This window comes from Pseudomonas sp. RT6P73, assembly GCF_054897715.1.
The window spans coordinates 1,127,631-1,150,706 of sequence record NZ_JBUBUV010000002.1 but is presented as its reverse complement, the minus strand read 5'-3'; the positions used below and the strand labels follow the sequence as shown (position 1 = coordinate 1,150,706).

At 59.7% G+C, this 23,076-nt stretch carries 23 protein-coding genes; 14 read left to right on the top strand and 9 right to left on the bottom strand.

Annotation, left to right across the window (positions count from 1 at the left end; all coding sequences use genetic code 11):
* The first annotated feature begins 288 nt into the window (after positions 1 to 288).
* The 3 genes from ACYZT6_RS05790 to ACYZT6_RS05780 are packed head-to-tail and all read left to right on the top strand — an operon-like array spanning position 289 to position 5,202.
* Positions 289 to 1,647, top strand: a complete 1,359-nt coding sequence (locus tag ACYZT6_RS05790) for a TolC family outer membrane protein (protein ID WP_462026099.1) — start codon at positions 289 to 291, stop codon at positions 1,645 to 1,647.
* A gap of 18 nt (positions 1,648 to 1,665) precedes the next feature.
* A complete protein-coding gene (locus tag ACYZT6_RS05785; RefSeq protein WP_462026098.1) occupies positions 1,666 to 3,825 on the top strand; it encodes a type I secretion system permease/ATPase in 2,160 nt (719 codons plus the stop codon).
* 9 nt (positions 3,826 to 3,834) lie between these two features.
* Positions 3,835 to 5,202, top strand: a complete 1,368-nt coding sequence (locus tag ACYZT6_RS05780) for an HlyD family type I secretion periplasmic adaptor subunit (protein WP_462026097.1) — start codon at positions 3,835 to 3,837, stop codon at positions 5,200 to 5,202.
* 147 nt (positions 5,203 to 5,349) lie between these two features.
* On the opposite strand, the gene ACYZT6_RS05775 is transcribed toward ACYZT6_RS05780, so the two are convergent.
* Together ACYZT6_RS05775 and ACYZT6_RS05770 are read right to left on the bottom strand one after the other, a co-directional pair.
* A complete protein-coding gene (locus ACYZT6_RS05775) occupies positions 5,350 to 5,946 on the bottom strand; it encodes a tRNA-uridine aminocarboxypropyltransferase (RefSeq protein ID WP_462026096.1) in 597 nt (198 codons plus the stop codon).
* A gap of 4 nt (positions 5,947 to 5,950) precedes the next feature.
* The gene (locus ACYZT6_RS05770) at positions 5,951 to 6,844 is read right to left on the bottom strand and encodes a LysR family transcriptional regulator (protein ID WP_007945995.1); all 894 of its coding nucleotides are present in this window, start codon (positions 6,842 to 6,844) and stop codon (positions 5,951 to 5,953) included.
* Between the two features lie 424 nt (positions 6,845 to 7,268).
* On the opposite strand from ACYZT6_RS05770, the gene speB reads away from it, so the two are divergent.
* The 6 genes from speB (at position 7,269) to ACYZT6_RS05740 (ending at position 12,905) form a co-directional block, all read left to right on the top strand.
* Positions 7,269 to 8,219 (top strand): agmatinase, encoded by a 951-nt coding sequence (speB, locus tag ACYZT6_RS05765; protein WP_010462004.1) that lies wholly within the window; start codon positions 7,269 to 7,271, stop codon positions 8,217 to 8,219.
* A 9-nt stretch (positions 8,220 to 8,228) separates the two neighbouring features.
* Complete coding sequence (locus ACYZT6_RS05760) at positions 8,229 to 8,651, top strand: YybH family protein (RefSeq protein ID WP_462026095.1); 423 nt, start codon at positions 8,229 to 8,231, stop codon at positions 8,649 to 8,651.
* 54 nt (positions 8,652 to 8,705) lie between these two features.
* Positions 8,706 to 10,217, top strand: coding sequence for a purine-cytosine permease family protein (locus ACYZT6_RS05755; RefSeq protein WP_462026094.1), 1,512 nt, complete (start codon positions 8,706 to 8,708; stop codon positions 10,215 to 10,217).
* A 190-nt stretch (positions 10,218 to 10,407) separates the two neighbouring features.
* Positions 10,408 to 11,787 carry a sodium:solute symporter family protein gene (locus tag ACYZT6_RS05750; RefSeq protein ID WP_462026093.1) on the top strand — a complete coding sequence of 460 codons (1,380 nt, stop codon included), beginning with the start codon at positions 10,408 to 10,410 and terminating at the stop codon, positions 11,785 to 11,787.
* An 85-nt stretch (positions 11,788 to 11,872) separates the two neighbouring features.
* On the top strand, positions 11,873 to 12,598 hold the full coding sequence (locus tag ACYZT6_RS05745; RefSeq protein ID WP_462026092.1) for an MBL fold metallo-hydrolase: 726 nt from the start codon (positions 11,873 to 11,875) through the stop codon (positions 12,596 to 12,598).
* A gap of 55 nt (positions 12,599 to 12,653) precedes the next feature.
* Positions 12,654 to 12,905, top strand: a complete 252-nt coding sequence (locus tag ACYZT6_RS05740; protein ID WP_462026091.1) for an acyl carrier protein — start codon at positions 12,654 to 12,656, stop codon at positions 12,903 to 12,905.
* A 216-nt stretch (positions 12,906 to 13,121) separates the two neighbouring features.
* On the opposite strand, the gene ACYZT6_RS05735 is transcribed toward ACYZT6_RS05740, so the two are convergent.
* Together ACYZT6_RS05735 and ptrR are read right to left on the bottom strand one after the other, a co-directional pair.
* Positions 13,122 to 13,250: a PA1414 family protein gene (locus ACYZT6_RS05735; RefSeq protein WP_007914492.1), complete on the bottom strand. Its 129-nt coding sequence runs from the start codon at positions 13,248 to 13,250 to the stop codon at positions 13,122 to 13,124.
* 138 nt (positions 13,251 to 13,388) lie between these two features.
* Entirely contained in the window at positions 13,389 to 14,282 is an 894-nt protein-coding gene (ptrR, locus tag ACYZT6_RS05730) for a putrescine utilization regulator PtrR (protein WP_462026090.1), read from the bottom strand.
* A 103-nt stretch (positions 14,283 to 14,385) separates the two neighbouring features.
* Here ptrR and ACYZT6_RS05725 point away from each other — a divergent pair, with 103 nt between their 5' ends.
* Complete coding sequence (locus tag ACYZT6_RS05725) at positions 14,386 to 15,567, top strand: MFS transporter (RefSeq protein WP_462026089.1); 1,182 nt, start codon at positions 14,386 to 14,388, stop codon at positions 15,565 to 15,567.
* On the opposite strand, the gene ACYZT6_RS05720 is transcribed toward ACYZT6_RS05725, so the two are convergent.
* The 3 genes from ACYZT6_RS05720 to ACYZT6_RS05710 form a co-directional block, all read right to left on the bottom strand.
* Positions 15,512 to 16,444, bottom strand: coding sequence for a DMT family transporter (locus ACYZT6_RS05720; RefSeq protein ID WP_462026088.1), 933 nt, complete (start codon positions 16,442 to 16,444; stop codon positions 15,512 to 15,514). The two genes, ACYZT6_RS05725 and ACYZT6_RS05720, sit on opposite strands and share 56 nt — an antisense overlap.
* 218 nt (positions 16,445 to 16,662) lie before the next feature.
* Complete coding sequence (locus ACYZT6_RS05715; RefSeq protein WP_462026087.1) at positions 16,663 to 17,055, bottom strand: DUF2177 family protein; 393 nt, start codon at positions 17,053 to 17,055, stop codon at positions 16,663 to 16,665.
* A 46-nt stretch (positions 17,056 to 17,101) separates the two neighbouring features.
* Positions 17,102 to 17,938 carry a CvfB family protein gene (locus ACYZT6_RS05710; protein WP_462026086.1) on the bottom strand — a complete coding sequence of 279 codons (837 nt, stop codon included), beginning with the start codon at positions 17,936 to 17,938 and terminating at the stop codon, positions 17,102 to 17,104.
* Positions 17,939 to 18,290: 352 nt separating this feature from the next.
* Here ACYZT6_RS05710 and ACYZT6_RS05705 point away from each other — a divergent pair, with 352 nt between their 5' ends.
* The 3 genes from ACYZT6_RS05705 to ACYZT6_RS05695 all read left to right on the top strand — a co-directional run bounded on the left by ACYZT6_RS05705 (position 18,291) and on the right by ACYZT6_RS05695 (position 20,363).
* Positions 18,291 to 18,479: a hypothetical protein gene (locus ACYZT6_RS05705; RefSeq protein WP_017337097.1), complete on the top strand. Its 189-nt coding sequence runs from the start codon at positions 18,291 to 18,293 to the stop codon at positions 18,477 to 18,479.
* 220 nt (positions 18,480 to 18,699) lie between these two features.
* Positions 18,700 to 19,416, top strand: coding sequence for a TorF family putative porin (locus ACYZT6_RS05700; RefSeq protein WP_462026085.1), 717 nt, complete (start codon positions 18,700 to 18,702; stop codon positions 19,414 to 19,416).
* Positions 19,417 to 19,493: 77 nt separating this feature from the next.
* Positions 19,494 to 20,363: a DUF6279 family lipoprotein gene (locus ACYZT6_RS05695; protein WP_462026084.1), complete on the top strand. Its 870-nt coding sequence runs from the start codon at positions 19,494 to 19,496 to the stop codon at positions 20,361 to 20,363.
* A 140-nt stretch (positions 20,364 to 20,503) separates the two neighbouring features.
* On the opposite strand, the gene ACYZT6_RS05690 is transcribed toward ACYZT6_RS05695, so the two are convergent.
* On the bottom strand, positions 20,504 to 20,893 hold the full coding sequence (locus ACYZT6_RS05690; RefSeq protein ID WP_462026083.1) for a transcriptional regulator: 390 nt from the start codon (positions 20,891 to 20,893) through the stop codon (positions 20,504 to 20,506).
* Positions 20,894 to 21,071: 178 nt separating this feature from the next.
* Between ACYZT6_RS05690 and ACYZT6_RS05685 the strand changes: the two genes are divergently transcribed.
* The gene (locus tag ACYZT6_RS05685; RefSeq protein ID WP_462026082.1) at positions 21,072 to 21,806 is read left to right on the top strand and encodes a DUF899 domain-containing protein; all 735 of its coding nucleotides are present in this window, start codon (positions 21,072 to 21,074) and stop codon (positions 21,804 to 21,806) included.
* Between the two features lie 66 nt (positions 21,807 to 21,872).
* On the opposite strand, the gene ACYZT6_RS05680 is transcribed toward ACYZT6_RS05685, so the two are convergent.
* Positions 21,873 to 23,030, bottom strand: coding sequence for an MFS transporter (locus ACYZT6_RS05680; RefSeq protein WP_462026081.1), 1,158 nt, complete (start codon positions 23,028 to 23,030; stop codon positions 21,873 to 21,875).
* Positions 23,031 to 23,076: the final 46 nt, after the last annotated feature.

The window sequence follows — 23,076 nt, the reverse complement described above, 5'->3', positions numbered from 1 at the left end:
CTCCCCTCCAGCACTTCTCCGCCCTATGTCGATAAGTGGATGGAACTTTCCTCAAACCCTAGAATGCTCCAAGAGCTCCGAAATCAAGGGCTTTCAGAGTGAACAATGTGCTGGATTTCGCAGAGCGCATAAGTTTATTTTGGAATAAACGTTATGAAAAAAATTTCTTAGCTACGCTCTAGAATGTTCTTAGCTACGTTGTTACAAGCATGAAACGGTTTTGCCTATAAATGCCGTCAAATAATTGGCGACTTATAAAGAACCATCAGGAATCAGGGAGATGTACCCATGCGCGTTTTAACCCCCCTATGCAGCGCAGTTCTGCTGGCGATGGCCTGCACATCCCAGGCGCAAGCCATATCGTTGACCGAGGCGATCCAGAGCACCATCGCAACCCACCCGGAACTGGCGTCGCGGGTGGACAGCCGTCTCTCGGCCGATGAGCAAGTGAAAGTCGCCAAAGGGGGCTTTTATCCATCGGTGGACCTGAACGCCGCCTACGGGCGCGGGTACAGCGATAACACCAACACACGGGCGTTCGGCAATCACCACACCGAAATCCTCACCTACACCCAGTCGGAGCTGCGCATGCGGCAGATGCTGTTCGACGGTTTCAACACCGCGAACGAAGTCGAACGCACCAAAGGCGTGGTCAACTCCCGGGCTTATTACGCGCAAGGCACCGCTCAGGACTTGGCATTGCGCACCATCGAGGTCTACCTCGAAGTGCTCAAGCGCCGCGAACTGGTGACCCTGGCCACGAACAACCTGCAGGCTCACTTGCGGGTCAACGACCAGATCGGCCTGCGCACCCAGCGTGGCGTCGGCAGCAACGCCGACTCCGACCAATCCGGCGCGCGCCGGGCATTGGCGCAAAACAACCTCGATACCGCCGAGGTCGATCTGGCGGATGCCGAGTCGAATTTCGCCGCCGTTGTGGGGCGCCTGCCCGATGAACTCGAAACGCCGCCGTCGATCCGCGGCGAATTGCCCGCCAGCCTGCCGGAAGCCCAGCAGAGCATGGTGGAAAACAACCCGTACCTGAAATCCGCCCAGGCGGACGTGCAATCGGCCGAGAGCCAGTACGAAGTCGCCAAGTCGCCGTTCTACCCACGCTTCGACGCCGAAGCGGCGGTGGGCGCGAACAACAACGTGCAAGGCGATGAAGGTCACGACAACGAATGGCGCGTGGGCGTGGTGATGAACTACAACCTGTTCCGCGGCGGCAGCGACAAGGCGCGCCTGCAGTCCGATGCGCACCAGATCAACCAGGCGATGGACATCCGCAACAACGCCTTGCGCCAACTCAACGAGAACATCCACCTGGCCTGGAACGCCATGGTCAATGCCAAGAAACAAACCCCGACTGCCCGCGAATACGCCGACACCAGCAAACGCGTGCGCGTGGCGTATCAGGACCAGTTCGGCCTCGGCCAACGTACCCTGCTCGACTTGCTCGACAGTGAAAACGAGCTCTACAACGCCAATCGCCGCTACACCGAAGTGCGCTACACCGAGGAGTACTCGATGTACCGCGTGCTGGCGAACATGGGCCAGTTGCTGAGCAAACAACGGGTGGTACTGCCCGCCGATGCGATCGCCTCCACCGAAGTGAAAAACGAAGCCCGTTTGCCTGAACTGAAGTAGGCCTGTGGAGAGATCAATTTGACCAGCATGGAACCCGGCAACACCGGTGTCGATCCGCGCCTGAGCTTCGATGACCCGCTTCTGGACGGTCTGTTGATCCTCTGCAAACTCCACGACGCGACGGTCAGTCGCGCCAGCCTGAGCGCCGGGCTGCCACTGAACAAGCAGCGCTTGAGCCTGGACCTGCTGCCGCGCGCAGCAGCCCGGGCCAGCCTGCAAGCGCGGGTGCTGCGCCGCGAACTGGCGGACATTTCCGCGCTCAACCTGCCGGTGATGCTGATCCTCAACAACGGCCGCACCGCCATCCTGCGACGCTTCGGCGAGGACGGTCGGTTGCTGATTCTGCCCAGCGAAGCGGACGGCGGTGAACAATGGGTCAGCCGGGAAGAGCTGGCCGAAAATTACAGTGGCCAGGCGTTGTTCGCCCGGCCACGCCACGAACTCGAAGACTTGCGCTCGCCGCTGGTGCCGCGCGTGGAGGCCTGGTTTCGCGACACCTTGAAGCTGTCGAAATGGCTGTACAGCGATGCGATTCTGGCGAGTTTCCTGATCAACCTACTGGGGTTGATGGTGCCGCTGTTCGTCATGCAAACCTACGATCGCGTGGTGCCGAACCAGGCCACGTCGACCTTGTGGGTGCTCTCGATCGGCTTGCTGATCGGCACCGGTTTCGAGCTGGTGCTGCGGGTCGTGCGCGCGCACTTGCTGGACACCGCCGGGAAGAAGACCGATGTGATTCTTTCCGCGACCTTGTTCGAACGCATCACCGGCATGGCGATGAAGGCGCGGCCGGCGACCATCGGTGGTTTCGCCCAGAGCATCCATGACTTTCAGGGCCTGCGCGAATTCCTCACCGCCGTCACCCTGACCAGCCTGATCGACCTGCCCTTTGCCGTGCTGATGCTGGTGGTGATCGGCCTGCTCGGCGGCTGGCTGGTGGTGATTCCGCTGCTCGCTTTTCCGATCACGATCATTTTTGCGATGGTGATCCAGGTGCGCCTGCGCGACACCGTGCAGAAAAGCCTGAGCCTCGGCGCCGAACGCCAGGCCCTGCTGATCGAAACCCTCGGCGGCCTGGAAACCCTGAAAGCGTGCAGCGCCGAAAGCGAGCGCCAGCACAAATGGGAAAGCACCCACGGCGCCCTCACCCGCCTCGACAGCCATGCGCGCAACCTCTCGGCGCTGGCCACCAACGGCACGCTGTTCATCCAGCAATTCTCCGGCATGGCGACCATCGTCGCCGGGGTCTACAGCATCATCGCCGGCAACCTCAGCGTCGGTGCGCTGGTGGCGACCTACATGCTCGGCAGCCGCGTGCTCGCGCCTTTGGGACAAATCGCCGGTTTGATCACCCGCTACCAGCAAGCGCAACTGACCATGAAAAGCACCGATGCGCTGATGTCCTTGCCGCAAGAGCGCGACGCCAATCAGCGGCCGCTGGAGCGCACACAACTGCAAGGTGCACTAGACGTCAGTGGTGTGACCTTCCATTACAACGGCCAGAACGCCCCGGCCCTGGCCAACGTCAGCTTCAGCGTCAAACCTGGCGAGCGGATCGGCATCATCGGTCGCAGCGGCTCGGGCAAAAGCACCCTGGCGCGATTGGTGATGGGGTTCTATGCGCCGGAAGAAGGACAACTGCTGCTCGATGGGCTGGACCTGCGGCAACTCGATGTCGCCGACCTGCGCCAGCAAATCGGTTACGTCGCCCACGACCTGCCGCTGCTCGCTGGCAGCCTGCGCGACAACCTGACCCTTGGCGCCCGTTACATCAGCGATTCACGGATGCTCGAAGTCGCCGAACTGACCGGTGTTACCGAGCTGGCGCGTCAGCATCCCCAAGGTTTCGACCGGCCCGTTGGCGAACGCGGGCAGTTGCTGTCCGGCGGTCAACGTCAGGCGGTGCTGCTGGCGCGGGCCTTGTTGCTGGATCCGCCGATCATGCTGCTCGACGAACCCACCAGCGCCATGGACAACAGCAGCGAAGACGTTTTGCGGCAGAAACTCCACGGCTGGGTGCAGGGCAAGACCTTGCTGCTGGTGACCCACCGCACCTCGATGCTCAGCCTGGTGGATCGGCTGCTGGTGCTGGACAACGGGCGGATCGTTGCCGACGGTCCGAAAGAAGCGGTCATCGATGCACTGCGCAAGGGCCGTGTCGGCTCTGCGGCTGTCTAGGAGCTACCCATGGCCCGTTCATCATCAGACAAGTCGCGAGACCGGGGCTACTTCGGCAGTTTCGGCAAAACCGCAGAAAGCGAATTCATGCCGGAAACCGCCGGCGCCTCGCTGCAGGATTCGCCGCGCTGGTCGCGGATTACCGTGTGGCTGGCCGCTGCGTTGCTGATTACAGCGCTGGTCTGGGCCAAGTTTGCGGTTCTGCAGGAAGTCACCATGGGCGAAGGCAAGGCGATCCCGTCGAGCAAGGTCCAGGTGATCCAGAACCTTGAGGGCGGCATCGTCACCGAGATCTTCGTGCGCGAAGGGCAAATGGTGAACAAGGGCGACACGTTGCTGCGCCTGGACGACACGCGTTTTCTGTCGAACAAGGGCGAGAGCGAAGCGGATCGTTATGCGTTGACCGCGCAGGTCGAACGCCTGTCGGCCGAAGCGGAAGGCCGGCCGTTCAAGCTGTCGCCTGAAGTGATTGCCAAGGCCCCGCAAGTGGCCGAGGACGAGCGCTCGCTGTACGAACAACGCCAGCGCCGACTGGCCAGTGAGCAACGGACGCTGACTGAACAACTGCGGCAAAAGACTCAGGAACTGGCGGAATTCCGCTCCAAGCAAGGGCAGTTCAGTTCGAGCCTGGCGTTGCTGCAACAAGAGATGAACATGTCCGCGCCGCTGGTGGGCACGGGAGCGGTTTCACCGGTGGAAATCCTGCGGCTCAAACGCAGCGCGGTAGAGATTCGCGGCTCGCTGAACGCCACGACACTGGCGATTCCCCGGGCGGAATCGGCGATCAACGAGATCAAAAGCAAGATTGATGAATCGGAACAATCCTTCCGTTCGGACGCGGCGAAAGAGCTGAATGAAAAACGCACCGACCTGTCGAAAATCACAGCGTCGAGTATCGCCATCGATGACCGCGTAACCCGCACCACCGTGGTGTCGCCGGTGCACGGGATTATCAAAGTGCTGAAGGTCAATACCATCGGCGGCGTGGTTCAACCCGGCAGCGACATGGTGGAAATCGTGCCCATTGAAGACAACCTGCTGATCGAAGCCAAGGTGCGGCCGCAAGACGTGGCGTTCCTGCACCCGGGACAGAAAGCGATGGTCAAGTTCAGTGCGTACGACTACACGATTTATGGCGGGTTGACTGCCAAGCTGGAGTTGATTGGTGCGGACACGATTACTGATGACAAGGGCAACAGCTTTTATCTGATTCAGGTGAGGACGGACAAAAACCACTTGGGCGGGGATGTGAAGCCGTTGCTGATTATTCCGGGGATGGTGGCGACCGTCGATATCATCACCGGGGAGAAAAGTGTGCTGGATTACTTGCTGAAACCGGTGCTTAAAGCCCGGACAGAGGCGATGCGGGAACGCTAAATTCGGCCGGAATCTTCATTGACGGTGCAATGGCTATCGCTAGCAGGCTAGCTCCCACAGGGAACCTGGAGTGAACACATGTTTGTATTCACAACTGATCAAATGTGGGAGCTAGCCTGCTAGCGATGGGGCCAGTACTGACAATACTTATCTGTCGCCATGATTGCGCTGGAAGGTCTCCTCCCCCATCGCCGCAATCTGCCCCTCGATCAACGCCTCGAACGGTTTCAACAACGGTTCGAAACTGACAGGCGCTTCCAGCGTCTGCAACGCCTGCACAATCGCTTCCACCGTCGACAACGCCCCCGGCCCCGGGGCCTTGCGCAGTCGATATCTCGACACCCCACCCTCCGCCAACGTCACCCTCGGCAACGCCGCCAGCAACGGATTGAGGTGAAGCATCTTGCGCGCCTTGCGCCAGGTGCCGTCCGGGACGACCAGCAACAGTGGCTGGTCATTCGCGGTGTACGCCTGCAACGGCTGCGCATCGTCGGCAGGAAACAACAACCGCGCCTGATACCCCGGCGGGTTCAACAGCGCCGGCAAATCCTCGAACACCTCGCCCACAATCAACTCGGCATTCTTCAAGCCCAACGCGGCCAGTCGCGCCGTGTTCAGCGCATGGTTCACTTCGCTCGGATGCTGCAACAGCAACACCCGGGTGCGGCTGTCGAGGCTCGGGATCAACGGGCACAAGCAATGGGTTTGTGGGCGCAGGCAGCGCGGACAGTGGATTCTGGACATGTTCTCAGGCCTGGTTCAGTTGTGCTTTAAGCAGATCGCGGAAGGTCTGGATCAGCGGCTCACGGCTGCGGCCACGGCGCACAATCATCGAGAACGGCGCCTGATAACCAAAAGTAGCGGGCAGCAATACTCGCAAATCGCCCTTGTCCGCCCAAGCCTGGGCGTAGTGCTCCGGCAGGTAACCGATGTAGGCGCCGGACAGCACCAGAATCAGCTGGGCCTCCATACTTTCCACGGTGGCGGCGCTGTGCTTGAAACCGTGGCGGGCCAGTTCGGCCTGGCTCCAGTAACCACGACCGACCATGCGCTGCTGGGTGATGACTTGCTCGGGGATGCGCCGCTCGGTGAACAGCGGATGACGGCTGCTGCAATACAGCCAGTGTTGTTCGCGGTAGAGCGGCATGTAGACCAGACCGCTCATGCGCGTGGAAAAGGCGCCGATGGCCAAGTCGAGACGGTTGTCCTGTACGCCGAGTTGCAATTCGTAAGGGCTCATGACCGAGAGGTGCAAATGCACGGCCGGGTGTTCCTGGCTGTAGGCGCCGATGGCTTCGGCGAACGGCAAGGCCTTGTCGCTGACGGTGGAGTCGATCACCCCCAGGTTGAGGGTGCCGCGCAGTTCGCCCTTCAACGCCGCCGCGTATTGCTCGAAGCCTTCGAGCTCGCCAAGCAGGCGCAGGGTTTCCTGATGAAACAGTTCGCCCTTGCTGGTCAGGCTGAAACCACCGCGACCGCGATGGCAGAGCACCAGGCCAAGGGCGGCTTCGAGCTGGCTCATGTAGGTGCTGATGGCCGAGGTCGAGAGGTTGAGCTCTTGCTGGGCGTTGGCGAACCCCTGATGCCGGACCACGCTGACGAAAATGCGCAGGAGTTTCAGGTCGGGTAAAGCGTTGGCCATGGGGGGCTCCAGCAGAAAACTTCAAACGTAGAAATCGTATAGCAACTGTCGAGCACCGTTCGGCCTTGTAGCAGCTGTCGAGCACCGCGAGGCAGCGTTCGGCTGCGCAGCAGTCGTAAAACCTGAGCCCAAGGTTCTCCTGAAAAACCGCGGCGCATGACTTTACGACTGCTGCGCAGCCGAACGCTGCCTCGCGGTGCTCGACAGCTGCTACAGAATCGAGTGCAGGCTCGGACGCTGCTACATGAGCTTTGTGAGTCTATCGCCGTCATCGCCATTAGTTTAGAAAAATCTGAACTAAGTATTTGCCCGTAGCGATTCTTCCCGGCCACTACATTTCGCAGAATCGGCCCCCAACGGTGCCCGTACCTCCCTGGAGCGGCGTAACCGACATAAATAAAACAACGACGATGAGGCCTTACCCGTGGACAAGATTCTTCACCAACCACTGGGCGGCAACGAAATGCCGCGCTTCGGCGGCATCGCCACCATGATGCGACTCCCCCATTTGCCTACCGCTGCCGGCCTGGATGCTGCTTTCGTCGGCGTTCCGCTGGACATCGGCACCTCACTGCGCCCCGGCACCCGTTTCGGACCTCGCGAAATCCGCGCTGAATCGGTGATGATCCGCCCATACAACATGGCCACCGGCGCTGCACCGTTCGACTCGCTGTCGGTTGCCGACATCGGCGACGTGGCGATCAACACGTTCAACCTGTTGGACGCCGTACGGATCATCGAAGAATCCTACGACGCCATCCTCGAACACAACGTGATCCCCCTGACCTTGGGCGGCGACCACACCATCACCCTGCCGATCCTGCGTGCGATTCATAAGAAGCACGGCAAGGTCGGCCTGGTGCACATCGACGCTCACGCCGATGTGAACGATCACATGTTCGGCGAGAAAGTCGCCCACGGCACCACCTTCCGTCGCGCAGCCGAAGAAGGCCTGATCGACTGCGATCGCGTGGTGCAAATCGGCTTGCGCGCTCAGGGTTACACCTCCGAAGACTTCAACTGGAGCCGTAAACAGGGCTTCCGTGTGGTTCAGGCTGAAGAGTGCTGGCACAAATCCCTGGCCCCGCTGATGGCCGAAGTTCGCGAAAAAGTCGGCGGCGGTCCGGTGTACCTGACTTTTGACATCGACGGCATCGACCCAGCCTGGGCCCCAGGCACCGGCACCCCGGAAATTGGTGGTCTGACGACCATTCAGGCGATTGAGATCATTCGCGGCTGCCAAGGCCTGGACCTGATCGGCTGCGATCTGGTAGAAGTCTCGCCCGCTTACGACACCACCGGCAACACCTCGCTGCTGGCCGCCAACTTGCTGTACGAAATGCTCTGCGTACTACCTGGTGTGGCCCACCGCTGAGGATCGGTCATGAACGAACGCGATCAGGTTTTGAAAGCCGCCGCCGATCTGGTGGCAGCCTTCGCCCGTAACGATCGCGAAGCCTACTTCGGCGCGTTCAGCGCCGACGCCAGCTTCGTGTTCTACACCCTCGAGCAGCCCCTGCTGTCGCGCGATGCCTATCAGGCGTTGTGGGACACCTGGCGCGCCGAGGATGGCTTCGAGGTGCTTGCGTGCACGTCAAGCAACGCCTTCGTCAGCCTGCAGGGTGACATGGCGATTTTCATCCATGACGTGGCCACCGAGCTGCGCATGCAAGGGGAGCAACACTTCAGCCAGGAGCGCGAGACGATTGTTTTCAAGAAACAAGCGTCTGGCCTAGAACAACAAGGCCTATGGCTGGCCTGCCACGAACATTTGTCCGCGATGCCGGAAGGGCTGCCACCCCCTTAGCCAAACAGGTGACGCTCACACACGATGAGCGCGCCTTTATGATCGGAGCTGATCATGAATAACAACAACAAAGACCAAAGCCTTACGCACATTGAAACCTACGGGGTCGAACAGATCCCGGACAACGAACGCACCGCTGGTCCGACGGATTTGTTCCGGATGATCTTCGGCGGTTCCAACACCTTTGCCACCGCCGTGCTCGGCAGTTTCCCAGTGCTGTTCGGTCTGTCTTTTCAGGCCGGCGTCTGGGCGATTGTGCTCGGTGTATTGCTGGGCTCGCTGATCCTCGCGCCAATGGGCCTGTTCGGTCCGATCAATGGCACCAACAACGCCGTGTCTTCCGGTGCGCACTTCGGCGTGCACGGGCGGATCGTCGGTTCGTTCCTGTCGCTGTTGACCGCCATCGCCTTCTTCTCGCTCTCGGTGTGGAGTTCGGGTGATGCGCTGATCGGTGGCGCCAAACGCCTGATCGGCCTGCCGGAAACCGACCTGACCCTGGGCCTGGCCTACGGTCTGTTCGCGATTCTGGTGCTGACGGTGTGCATCTATGGCTTCCGTTTCCTGTTGTGGGTCAACAAGATCGCCGTGTGGAGCGCCAGCCTGTTGTTTCTGCTGGGCATCTTCGCGTTCGCCGGGCCGTTCGATGTGAACTACGCCGGCACCGTGAGCATGGGGCAACCGGGGTTCTGGGCGGCCTTCATCGGCGCTGCACTGGTGGCGATGAGCAACCCGATTTCCTTCGGTGCGTTCCTCGGTGACTGGTCGCGCTACATCCCGCGTAACACCTCCAAGCGCCGGATCATGGCCGCCGTAGTGATCTCGCAGATCGCCACGTTCATCCCGTTCCTGTTCGGCCTCGCCACCGCCACCATCGTAGCGATCAAGGCACCGGACTACATCGCGGCCAACAACTACGTCGGCGGTCTGCTGGCGGTATCGCCAAGCTGGTTCTTCCTGCCGGTGTGCCTGATTGCGGTGATCGGCGGCATGTCCACCGGCACCACTTCGCTCTATGGCACCGGGCTGGACATGTCCAGCGTGTTCCCTCGGGTGCTGTCGCGGGTCAAGGCGACGTTGCTGATCGGGGTGATGTCGATTGCCTTCATCTTCATCGGGCGCTTTGCGGCGAACCTGGTGCAGAGCGTTTCGACTTTCGCCGTACTGATCATCACCTGCACCACCCCGTGGATGGTGATCATGATCATCGGTCTGCTGGTGCGTCGCGGCTTCTATTGCCCGGATGACCTGCAAGTGTTCACCCGCGGCGAGAAAGGCGGCCGCTACTGGTTCACCCACGGCTGGAACTGGCGTGGGCTGGGCGCCTGGATCCCGAGTGCACTGGTGGGTTTGTGCTTTGTAAACCTGCCGGGGCAATTCGTTGGCCCGCTGGGTGAACTGGCGGGAGGCATCGACATCAGCCTGCCGGTGACCCTCGGCCTGGCGTCGCTGGTGTACCTGACGCTGCTGAGCCTGTTCCCGGAACCGGCCGCGGTGTTCGGGCCGGGTGATGCACGCAGCAAGGGCACGGATTCGCACGGTAAACCGGCGATGCGACAAGCTGCCTGATTCAACGCATTACCTGTGGTGACGCATTACCTGTAGGAGCGAGGCTTGCCCGCGAAGAACGATGACGCGGTCTGCCTGACTGTCCGCGGCGCTCCTTTCGCGGGCAAGCCTCGCTCCTACAAGGAATGGGTATTTCCACAGGGATTGATTTCAGCCTCACCATAAAAAAGACAATCGGAGACACGCCATCATGGCTTTGGATTTATTCGTCGTACTCATCTACGCCGCCGCGATGCTGATACTCGGCTACTACGGCATGCGCAAGGCCAAGACCAACGAAGACTTTTTGGTCGCCGGTCGTAACCTCGGCCCGAGCCTGTACATGGGCACCATGGCCGCCACCGTTCTGGGCGGCGCCTCTACCGTCGGCACCGTGCGCCTGGGCTACGTCCATGGCATCTCCGGTTTCTGGCTGTGCGCGGCCCTCGGTTGCGGGATCGTGGCGCTGAACCTGTTCCTCGCCAAACCGTTGCTGAAACTGAAGATCTACACCGTTACCCAGGTGCTGGAAAAACGCTACAACCCGATGGCCCGCTCCGCGAGCGCGGTGATCATGCTGGCGTATGCGCTGATGATCGGCGTGGTCTCGATCCTGGCCATTGGCACCGTGCTGCAAGTGCTCTTCGACTTGCCGTTCTGGCTGTCGGTATTGGTCGGCGGTGGCGTGGTGGTGATTTATTCGGCGATCGGCGGCATGTGGTCCCTGACCCTGACCGACATCGTCCAGTTCGTGATCAAGACTGTGGGCCTGATGTTCATCCTGCTGCCAATCTGCCTGTACCGCGTCGGTGGTTGGGATGAGTTGGTGTTGAAGCTGCCGGCAACCGCCTTCAGCTTCACCACGATTGGCTGGGACACCATCATCACCTACTTCATGATCTACTTCTTCGGGATCCTGATCGGCCAGGACATCTGGCAGCGTGTGTTCACCGTCAGAAGCGCCAAAGTGGCTCAGGTCGCCGGTACATTCGCAGGCTTCTACTGCATCCTTTACGGACTGGCCTGCGCCCTGATCGGCATGGCCGCTCATGTGCTGATCCCGGACCTGGACAACGTCAACAACGCCTTCGCCGCCATCGTCAAACTGTCCCTGCCGGACGGTATCCGTGGCCTGGTAATCGCTGCGGCACTGGCCGCCATGATGTCCACCGCCAGCGCTGGCCTGCTCGCCGCCGCCACCACCCTGACCGAAGACCTGCTGCCGAAACTGCGCGGCGGTAAACAGTCGAGCCTGGGCGTCAACCGCCTGTTCACTCTGCTGACCGGCCTTGTGGTGCTGGGTATCGCACTGGTGGTGAACGACGTGATCAGCGCCCTGACCCTGGCCTACAACCTGCTGGTGGGCGGCATGCTGATCCCGCTGATCGGGGCAATCTTCTGGAAACGCGCAACCACTGCCGGCGCTATCGCCAGCATGGGCATGGGCTTTGCCACCGCGCTGCTGTTCATGTTCAAGGACGGTATGGACGCCAACACCCCGATCTACTACAGCCTCGGCGTGGGTCTGGTGAGTTTCGTGGTGGTCAGCTTGCTGTCCCCTCGTCCGGCAACGGTGGCCAGCGCCGCCTAAGCTGAACATAACGACTTGATGCTTTCTTCGACGGGTGTGGCGTCGGTTGCCACACCCGTTTTTTTTCGTCTGAAGGAAACTGCTTATGAAGATCGTCAGCCGCGATCAGTGGTTCGAAGTCAAACAGCTCAGCGACGGCATTCGGCTGATTCACGAGCCTTACATCCGGCCCTTCTATCGCTGCAACCTCTGGCACATTCAGGGCCGCGACAAGGACGTGCTGCTGGACAGCGGCTCCGGGCTGGTGAGCCTGCGCGAACAACTGCCGTGGATCACCGAGCGGCCGCTGGTGGCGGTGGCCAGTCATTGCCATTTCGACCACATTGCCGGTCATCACGAATTTTCGGAACGGCTGGTGCATCCGGCCGAGGCCGACATCCTGGCGGCACCTGACGGCGAAAACGATTTGAGCCGGGCATTTGTCGGTGACGACATGTTCGAGGCGCATCCGGACTGCCCGCTGTGCTACGCCGAATACCGGGTCAAAGCCGCACCGGCCACGGGAATGATTGAAGAAGGCGACGTGCTGGATCTGGGCAACCGCGTGCTGCACGTGCTGCACACACCGGGGCATTCACCGGGTGGCATCAGCCTGTATGAAGCCGCGACCGAGACCCTGTTCAGCGGCGACATCATCTACGACGGTCCGCTGATCGAAGACGCCTACCACTCCAATCTCGACGACTACGCCCGCAGCCTGCAACGCTTGCGCCGGTTGCCGATCCGCACGGTACACGGCGGGCATTTCGGGAGTTTTTCCGGGGAACATTTGCGCACGATGATTGACGAGTGGCAGCGCTCACACGCCTGAAGCCTGCTGTACTCAAGCGCAGGGACAACAACAATAACGCCCTCGAAGAACCATCATGAAAAGAGCTGCCGTTCGTGCCGCCGTGCATCGCTACATCAGCCGCCTGCTGGAGGGTCAGAATGACTTCGACGACAACGCCAGCCTGGCGCAGTTGGGATTGGATAAACAGGATATCGAAGATCTGATCTTCCATCTGGAGGATGAACTGGGGTTGACGGCGTTTACGGCGGAAGAAGACCGGATGCTCAAGGACGCCAGGACGGTGAATGACTTGAGTCGGTTTTTGATGGAGATTGGGCGGGATTGAATCCGCCCACAATCTTGAATTCGCCTGTTTCCCTGTAGCAGCTGTCGAGCACCGCGAGGCAGCGTTCGGTTCGGGCTGCGTTCAGACGAAGCAGTCGTCAACCCTGTTTGCAAGATTTGCCTGACACACCGCGTCGTCTGATTCACGACTGCTTCGCAGCCGAACGCTGCCTCGCGGTGCTCGACAGCTGCTACAACAACAGCAGCAGCGTTGCGATTACCGCCGGCGCTGCTGGCGTCGACGCTGTTCGTCGTCAGTGCGAATAGGCACAGGTTGCAGAGGCGGTTCAATCAAACCGAGTGCAACACCCAGATCGTGCAGCCAGTTTTGGATTTTCTCTTTCATGGTGCCCCTTCAGGGTAGTGCCGAGCGACCGGAATTCTGTGGCCCCTTCGCACTGATAATAGTCCGAAGTCCTACTCATTGCTCGCCCAAATCCGCAATGATCTGTTACTGAATTGATCAAAATACCTGACCGATAGTTCAAGCTATCGCCGAAGCCTGAATCGGCGCAGACGGATAGACCGCCTGTTGCTGCTCAATCCACGCGTTCAGGTTGGCCCCGACCATGCCCTTGCGCCACATCAACCAGGTCGTCGCGCGGGCAAACGGCTCCGCCAATGGGTGCACCGCCACGCTTTCGCGGCCCGGCAGGCTGGCAAGCATCGACTCCGACATCAGCGCCACGCCCGAGCCGGCAATCACACACGCCAGCATGCCCGGATAGGACTCAATCTCCATCGCCCGGCCCATGGCCGCGTGATCATGGGCAAACCAGGCTTCCAGACGCATCCGGTACGAACAGCCCTGACGAAAGGTAAACACCGACCGTCCTTCCACATCCAGGGCGTTGCGTACCGGCGGGTGATCGGCCTCGCTGATCAGCACCAGCCGCTCGTCGCATAACGGCACACCGTCCAGACCCGCCAGCTCCAGCGGACCGTCCACCAGCGCTGCATCGAGACGACCGGTGAGCAAGCCTTCAAGTAATTCGCCACTGGGCCCGGACTGCACTTGCAGGTTCACCGCCGGGTAAGTGCGGTGATAACGCGCCAACAACCCCGGCAGATGAATCGCCGCCGTGCTGTACATGGTGCCCAGCACGAAGTCCCCGGCTGGTTGCCCGCCCTGCACCGCCGCCTGGGCTTCGTCGTGCAGATTGAACAGCTTGGCGGTGTAGTCCAACAAGACTTTTCCCGCAGGCGACAACTGCAAACGCTGACGCTCACGGACGAAGAGTTCTACGCCGAGCTGTTCTTCAAGTTGTTTAAGCCGCGTCGACAGGTTCGAGGGTACCCGATGCAAACGTTCGGCAGCTCGGGTGATCGAGCCTTCCTGCGCCACGGCCTGGAAGATTCGCAACTGGCTGAATTCCACGATCTTCTCCAAATCAGAACAAGTTACTCACTATTATTCATTTTTAAAGAAAGTCAATCAGTCCTAGCCTGACGGTCATTGATCCATTGCCGGAACCCAAACCATGTCTGCGCTGATTCGCTTACTCGCCAGTTTTATTGCCCTGATGATGGCCATGGGCATTGGGCGCTTCGCCCTCACGCCGCAAATGCCGCACTTGCTCAGTGAAGGTCAGATCGACCTGACCGCCGCCGGTCTGATTGCCGCCGCCAACTACCTCGGCTACTTCGTCGGTGCCGTGGATGCCATGTTCTCACGCCGGCCCGAACAGGTCCGCCGGCGACTGCTGGGTGGTTTGTGGCTGTGTGTGCTGCTGACACTGGCGTCGTTCTGGGCCAACGGATTCTGGTCGCACCTGGTGCTTAGATTCGGTACCGGCGTGGCCAGCGCCTGGGTGCTGGTGATGATTACGGCGTTGAGCCAGCCACTGGCAGCCGCCGCCGGTCGCCCGCGCCTTGGCGCCTTGGTGTTCGCCGGACCGGGTTTGGGGATTTTTCTGACAGGGTTGTTGGCCTTGGGCTCGCACCTGATGGGGCAGACTTCTGCAACCTTGTGGCTGGTCTATGCCGGTGTCGCACTGGTGATGCTGCTGGGGATTCTGCCGTTTTTGCCGCAATCGACCGTGACAGTCGTTGCAGCACCGAGTGCAGCGACGTCTAGCCATCAAGGCATTGGCCGTTTAGGGGTGATCTACGGGTTGTACGGGTTGGGCTACATCATCCCCGCCACTTTCCTTTCGCAAATGGCCAGCGCACAGTTTCATGGCCAATGGCAGGCCGACCTGTTCTGGCCGTGCTTCGGCCTGGCGTCGGCCATCGGGGTGGTACTGGTCAGTCTGCGTCGACCCCATCCGAATGGCACTCGCCACTGGCTGATTGCGACCTTATGGCTCCAGGCCGCCGGCGTCTTCGCCTGCCTGTTGGGCAGCGGCCCGGGTCTGGCACTGGGAGTGATTCTTTGCGGCACGCCGTTCCTGGCCTGCATGCAACTGGTGATGCAACGTTCCCGGGAACTGGCGCCCCACGCCACCCAACGCAACGCCGGGCTGCTGACGGCGTGCTTCGCCGTGGGTCAACTCGCCGGACCGTTGCTGGCAGCTATGAGCAGCCATTTCAGTGGCGGTTTGCAGCCTGCTCTGGTGATTGCCGGCAGCGGATTACTTGTGGCCGGCGGGCTGTTGTTGCGGCCGGTCAGTGCTGCCCAAGGGCTCTGCGCAAACGACGGCGCACCCACCGCTCAGCGCTGACAAACGTGATGCCCAGCAGCACCAGCACGGCACCGATGACGAAGTTCATGCTCAGTTCTTCACCCAGCAACACGACGCCGAACGTGACACCAAACAGCGGCGTCATGAACGAAAACACCGCCAGGTTCGCGGCCAGGTAACGGCGCAACAGCCAGAACCACGTCAGGTAGCTGAAGAACGACACGACCAATCCCTGGAACAGCACACTCGCCACCGCCACGGTGGTCAGGCTGACGTGGGTCACCTGGCCGCTGAGGATCGCGATCAGCAACAGCCCGACGAAGCCAACGATCAGTTGATAAAACAGGGTCAGCGTGACGGGGGCTTCCGACAATCGCGAGGCACGGACCACCACCGTAGTCGCGCCCCAGGATGCGCCGGCCAACACGCCCAACGCATCGCCCATCAACATGCGGTGATCGAGGTTGTCCCAGGACACGCCGCCGGCAAACGCGATGGCGATTCCGACGAAGGCGAGGAAAATCCCCAGCCACTGGACGGGTCTCAGACGTTCACTCGGCAACAGCCAGTGCACGCCCAGCGCGGTAAAAATCGGCGCGGTGTAAAGGAACACCGACATGTGTGCGGCCGTGGTCAGTTGCAAGCCTTCGGAAATGAAGAAGAACTCCAGGCCAAACAGCGCACCCGCCAGCAAGCCGCCACGCCAGGTGCTACTGACCTGGTCCCAGCCACCTTTCCAGCAGATCAACAATCCTACGAGCAATGCAGAAATACCCGACCGCCCCGCTGCTTGCATGACCGGCGCGATATCGGGCGCCGCCCATTTGATCATCACCTGCTGCACACCCCAGATCAGGCACAACCCGATCATTACTTGCAGGGCAAACCCATCGGCGCTACGCCGGGGGGCGCTCACCGGAAGACCTCGACAACACACAACATGGCAGTGACCCAACCGTAAAAACAAAGCCCCGGCCTGCTTGCAGAACAAACAGTACCGGGGCGAAAAATGAGGCTGTCGATTATTAACCAAACGGCCAGAAAATGCCGCCTCGGGTCGACCTTAAATACGCACGACAACAATCAACTGTAGGAGCGAGCCTGCTCGCGATGACGTCATTGCAACCACGGAGATCACCGCGCCTTGCACGCAGCCCAATACCCAACGCTACATGCAACACACGTGGCAAAAGCGCCCCACGCCATATCCATCAATGCCAACTGAGACGACCACCCCTTCAACGTCGCCCAGTTGCTCAAGTCGTACGTGCCGTACGCAACCAATCCCAACAGGGCACCCAAACGGGCAGCACGCCGCCAGGTATTCGCTGGCAACACCACGAACACCACACAACCGAATACATAGAGAAGATAGAACACCGCTGCCGGGGCCAGCAGCGGTTGGTCGAGCATCAGCGAACCGAGCAGCGCCCGATACGTGGGCGCCATCAGCACGCCGAGCCAGAGGCCGTCGAGCACGAGAAACGCGAGCAAGGTGCCCGTGTATGCAAACAGCGCTTTTTTCATAGCCGCCCAACCCCATGTATTTGTCCTACATGGGGCTGGAGCGAGGTCAGCTTAGTTCAATGCGATCCGCATGAATGACGATCTGGCCATTCTTGTACAGTGCACCGATGGCCTTCTTGAAGTTGCCTTTGCTGACACCAAACATGCTGGTGATCACCGCCGGGTCGCTCTTGTCGCTGACCGGCAGGCTGCCGTTGTTGTCACGCAACTTGGCGAGGATCTTCGAGTTGAGGCTGGTGGCCGCTTCTTCGCCAACCGGTTGCAGGCTCAGGCTGATCTTGCCGTCGGCACGGACTTCTTTGATAAAGCCCTTCTCTTCCTTGCCGGCGCGCATGAACTTGAAGATTTCGTTCTTGTGGATCAGGCCCCAGTGCTTGTTGTTGATGATTGCCTTGAAGCCCATGTCGGTCGCTTCGGCCACCAGCAAATCAACTTCCTGGCCTGGGGTGTAGTTGGCCGTGGTTTTGTCGAGGTAGCGGTCCAGGCGCGCCGTCGCGGTGATGCGGCGGGTGTGTTTGTCGAGGTAGACGTGCACCACGACATACTCGCCTGCCGTCATCTGGCGCTTTTCTTCGGAGTACGGCAGCAGCAGATCCTTCGGCAGACCCCAATCCAGGAAAACACCGATGCTGTTGACTTCAACGACTTTCAAACTGGCGAATTCACCGACCTGAACTTTCGGCGTTTCGGTAGTTGCGATGAGTTTGTCATCGCTGTCCAGATAAACAAAAACGTTGAGCCAATCTTCATCTTCGCTGGGAATATCTTTGGGAATATAACGATTAGGCAGGAGGATTTCGCCGTCCGCGCCACCGTCAAGATATAAACCGAAGTTAGTGTGTTTAACCACTTGCAAACTGTTGTAGCGCCCGACTAAAGCCATTTCCAATACCCTCATTGCGTGGGCGGCATTCTACCCGTTTTTGCGACCAACGTTTCTGTGGCCAGCCCGGTGACACCAGAAATTCTTCTGAAGGCCTTCATTTTCCTGGGCTCCGCCTCAGGCCTTTGGCCGCTCGTCAGGCCAAACGGGTGATTGCCATCCCTGCCAGCGCATCATAAATCCGTGTTTTTCAACCGTCGTTCTTAGTTAAAACAGCAGCTTAGGGGCGTATTTCGAATAATAACTTGTGCGTCATTACGCCCCTATGATGTGTATTTTGAGGGGATATTTGCCAAGCAATTGTCAAGTATTTCCTGTACGATGCTTGGCCAAGTTAATTTTCTACAGGTTAATGGCCGCCATGCGTGTAAAAGCATCCAACAGCAAAGCAAAGCCAGCTCCAGCCGTTGAAACCAGCGAATCGATCAACAACCAGATTGCTGCGTTCCTCAAATCCGGCGGCGAGATCCAGCAAATTGCCAAAGGCGTCAGCGGCCAGACGTTCGGCCCGTCCAAGCAGATCACTTTGGGCAAGAAGTAACTCTCCCCCAAAGATCCGCCGCATCACCTGGTCCGTAAGCGCTTTGAGCTTCGAAGCGCTTGGACTGGAACCTCCCCGCAACACCCCGCCAAATACACCCATATTTCAAAAATCGACGAACGGCCTTCAATGCCGAGCATTCGCCGGTATGCTTGCACACGTCTAGATCAAGCGTTTCAGTAGGTTTTCGTTCCTGCTCCCCGCTGTCATGGAGTGACGCATGCTCAAACCCTCCTGTTTATTGCTCGGCACCCTGCTGTCGTGTTCGGTCGCCAACGCGCAAATCTTCCAGCGTGAATTGGGCGACTTCGATCTCAAACTCGGCACCACCCCCAGCCGCAGCATGGCCCAGGGGCTGGTCAAGCCTTCCAGCACCGGTTCGTTCCACGGTGGCCTCGACCTGAGCCATGACAGTGGTTTTTACGTGGGCCAGTGGGCGCCGAGCATGGGGTTAACGCAGGGAGCCAAACTCGAAGTCGACTCCTACATGGGCTTTAAACAGCCTTTCGATAATACCCTCGGGTACGAAGTCGGCCTGATCCGTTACAGCTATCCGAAAGTGGACACCCTCGACAGCCAGGAGTTGTTCGGCGGCCTGACCTTTCTGGGCAGCCGCTTCGGCGCCGCGTTCAGCAACGACCCGGACAAACAGAACAGCACCGTCTTCGCCGACCTGGGCGGTAATCAACCGTTCGGCATCGGGATCAGCATGAAATACACCACCCACCAGCTCAACACGCCGGCATCCGTCGACGGTGGGTATATCGGCAGTTTCACCGATTGGTCAGTGCAGCTTTCCCGGCCGTTCATGGGCGTCGACCTCGACCTGATCTACAGCGATTCAAGCCTCAGCGGCAGCGACTGCTCCGCCTATTCCGGGCACAACAGCCAATGCGACGGGCTGGTCACCCTCAAGGCCGAGCGCGCCTTCTATTGATCGGCTGAACTGCCGGGCACATTTTGCGTTCACATAAGAATCCACTCAAGAAGCCAGACCTTCGCAAGGACTCGCCCATGTCGCGCTGGTTAAAGTATCTCGCCGTCATCATCACCCTCAGTCTCGCCCTTGGCGCCTGTAGCCGCGTGGGCCTGGCCTACCGCAACCTCGACGTGATCATTCCGTGGACGCTCAGCGACTACCTGGACATGAACGGCGAACAGAAAGGCTGGTTCAACGAGCGCCTCCAGGAACACTTGAGCTGGCACTGCACTACACAATTGCCGGGCTATCTCGACTGGCTGGACCGCTTGCAGACCATGGTCGAGACCAATCAAGTCACCGAAGCCGCGCTGCAAACCCGCACTCAGGAAGCCAAAGCTGCGATTGCCCAGACCGCCCGGGAAATCACGCCCTCGGCGATCGAGCTGTTGCAGGGGCTAGATGAAAAGCAAGTCGCGGAAATGAACGACGCCTTCGCCAAGGATCAACGCAAACGCCAGGAGGATTATGTTAAACCGTCTCTTGACCAGCAGATCAAGCAGCGCGCCGAGCGCATGGAAAAGCGCCTGAATGACTGGCTGGGTCCGCTCAGCCCGACCCAGCAACAACGGGTAGTGGCCTGGTCGAACGCCTTGGGTGACCAGAACACCCAATGGATCGCCAACCGTGTCCATTGGCAGAAACAGTTCAGTGCGGCGGTTGCGCAGCGCCAGAGTCCGCAATTCCCACAGCGAATCGAGACGCTTCTGGTGAATAGAGAGAGTTTATGGACGCCGGCGTACCGTCAGGCCTACGCCAACACCGAAGCACAGGCACGAGGATTGATGGTGGATCTGATGGCCGAGAGCACGCCGGCTCAGCGCCAGCGGCTGTTGAAAAAGATCGAAGGGGTGCGCAAGGACTTCAACGATTTGAAATGCCTGAAAGCTGCACAGAAAGGCTAAGCCCAACACAAATCAAAATGTGGGAGTGAGCCTGCTCGCGAATGCGGAGTATCAGACAACGACGATGTCGAATGACACTCCGCAATCGCGAGCAGGTCGAATCGTCGCACCGTCACTCCCACATTAGTTATCGGTGGTCTTCAGGCTATCTGCGCCTTCGATGCCACCTCATCAAACGTCACTTCATCCAGCGCATCTTCCTGCTCATCCAACACCTGGCGCGGATGGTCATTACCCGGAATGCTGCTGTCGATCAGACTCAACAAACTCGAGCCCCGCGCCGTCAAAATGTAATTGGAGCCGGTGCCGCCCTGCTCTTCGGGCCGAGGCTCGATATATCCGCGCTCCAGCAGTAATTTTTCGTACTCCCCGGCCACCGCTTTCAGGTGATCCAGGTTCTCAGTCTCTTCGCCTTCCGACGCTTTCTCCGCCGCATACTGCTCGGCATACGGTCGCGGCGTAAAACTGGCCTCACCGTGTTGCACTTCGTGCAGCAAGCGTTCGATCAAATCCCAGTTGTAAGTTGTCATCCTGATTCAACCTCCAAAGCCTGTGAGTGAGATGGCCTTCTTAAGTTGTGACCGGCACCGCGCGCAGCCGTTCAGCCGAGTTTTTTGCAGCTATCGACCGACGGCATGTCGAATTGAGCGTAGGTCAAACGACTAGGCTGTGTAAGTCACCTCCCAGCATTGCGAAGGAGAAAACCTGATGAACGTTCAGAATCATCCCGTCGTGTCCCGCGAAGAATGGCTCGCCGCCCGCAAACAACACTTGGCCAACGAAAAAGCCTTCACCAAAGAACGAGACAAACTCAGCGCCGAACGCCGCGCCCTGCCCTGGGTGAAAATCGACAAGGACTACCACTTCCAAGGTCCCCACGGCGAACTGAAACTCGCCGACCTGTTCGGCGGCCGCAGCCAATTGGTCATCTACCACTTCATGTTCGCCGCCGGATGGGACGAAGGCTGTCCCGGCTGCTCGTTCCTGTCCGACCACATCGACGGCGCCAACCAGCATCTGGCCCATCACGATGTCGCCGTGGTGGCGGTTTCCCACGCACCGTTCGCCGAATTCCAAGCCTTCAAACGGCGCATGGGCTGGAAATTCGACTGGGTGTCGTCAGAAGGCTGCGACTTCAACTACGACTTCGGCGTCACCGCCCGAGCCGAAGACGTCGCTGCCGGCAAGGCCACCTACAACTACGAAAAATCCGACGGCGCCGAAGAAGAACTTCCCGGCCTCAGCGTGTTTTATCGCAATGAAGCGGGCGACATCTTCCACACCTATTCCACCTATGCCCGAGGCCTCGACATGTTGGTCGGGGCCTATAACTACCTCGACCTCATGCCCAAGGGGCGCAATGAAGAGCAGATCATGGAATGGGTGAAGCATCATGATCGGTATGACGACGAGCCCTCAGCGGGCTGCTGCCATGGGGGATAGGACTCAGAGCCCGAATCGTGGCCGTCGCGAGCAAGCCCGCTCCGGCCGCGGTGGTGATTCAGACGTTCAATCCAGCGCCTTCACCCCGATCCTCCTCCTGAACAGCGGCAATGCAAACAACACAAACAGCGCAGCCGCAGCAGACAGCGCCAATGGCAAACCGTGGGCGCTGGTTGTCATTGCTGCGCCGCTTACCAGAGGTCCGAGCAAACTGCCTACACCCCATAAGAACCCGGCGCTGGCATTCGCCGTGACCAGATCCGGCCCCTTGAACCCTTCGCCGATCAGGATGATCGCCAGGGTGTAGACACCGCCAGCGACCGCCCCGAGCACCACCAGGCTGGGCCAGAGCAAGAAGGGATAGTTCATCAGCCACGGCAGGCATACACCGATTGCCAGAGAAAGCACACCGCACCCCAAGTAGATTATCGGCCTGGCGACGTTGTCCGAGAGCCAGCCCAGCGGGAACTGGAAGGCTGCGTCACCGAGCAGAATCACCGTCACCATGAGCGCGGCGAACTTGATGGCGTAGCCGTGATCGGCGGCGTAAACCGGAAACATCGACAGGATGACGCTATCGAAAAACGAGAAAAAAATGATGCCCATACACAGCGCCGGCGCCACTTGAATGAAGCCCAGCACCGAGAACGTCTTGTTTTCGGAGTGTCCGAGATAGCCCGCCTGTCTGGGCAAGGTGAACCAGATCACCCCTAGCGCCAAAAGATGACCGGCAATCACCACACCGATCACCTGGGGTCCAGCGGTGCCGAACAGAGCCACCATCCCCGGTCCGAGTAGCTGGAAAACCGTAAAGCAGGTGGTGTAAATCGCGACAACCCGGCCCCTGTGGGAATCCTCGGCGATCTCATTCACCCAGGACTCCCCCAGAATAATGATGATCCCCGCCGCCAGCCCCATCACCAGCCTGGCCAAGGCCAGGCAATACACTGTCGAGGCGAAGACCTCGACGGCGGCCACACTCAGGACCGACAGCGTGAAACAACCCAAATAAATATGTCGACGGCTCAGTCGCTGGCAGATCCAGTCCACCATAAAGGCCGATAGCATCATGCCGGCCGCCGGTAAGGCAGACATCACGCCGATATGCACGTTCGACGCGCCCGCCTGGTACAGGCGCAACGCGACCACTGGCACGGTCGAACCGATACACAACCCGACAATGGAAACGCCGAGTACCAGCGCCGCCAACAATAATTTATTCATTCATCACACCTCAGGTTCACTGCCCGTCGATACCCGGCCCACTCAC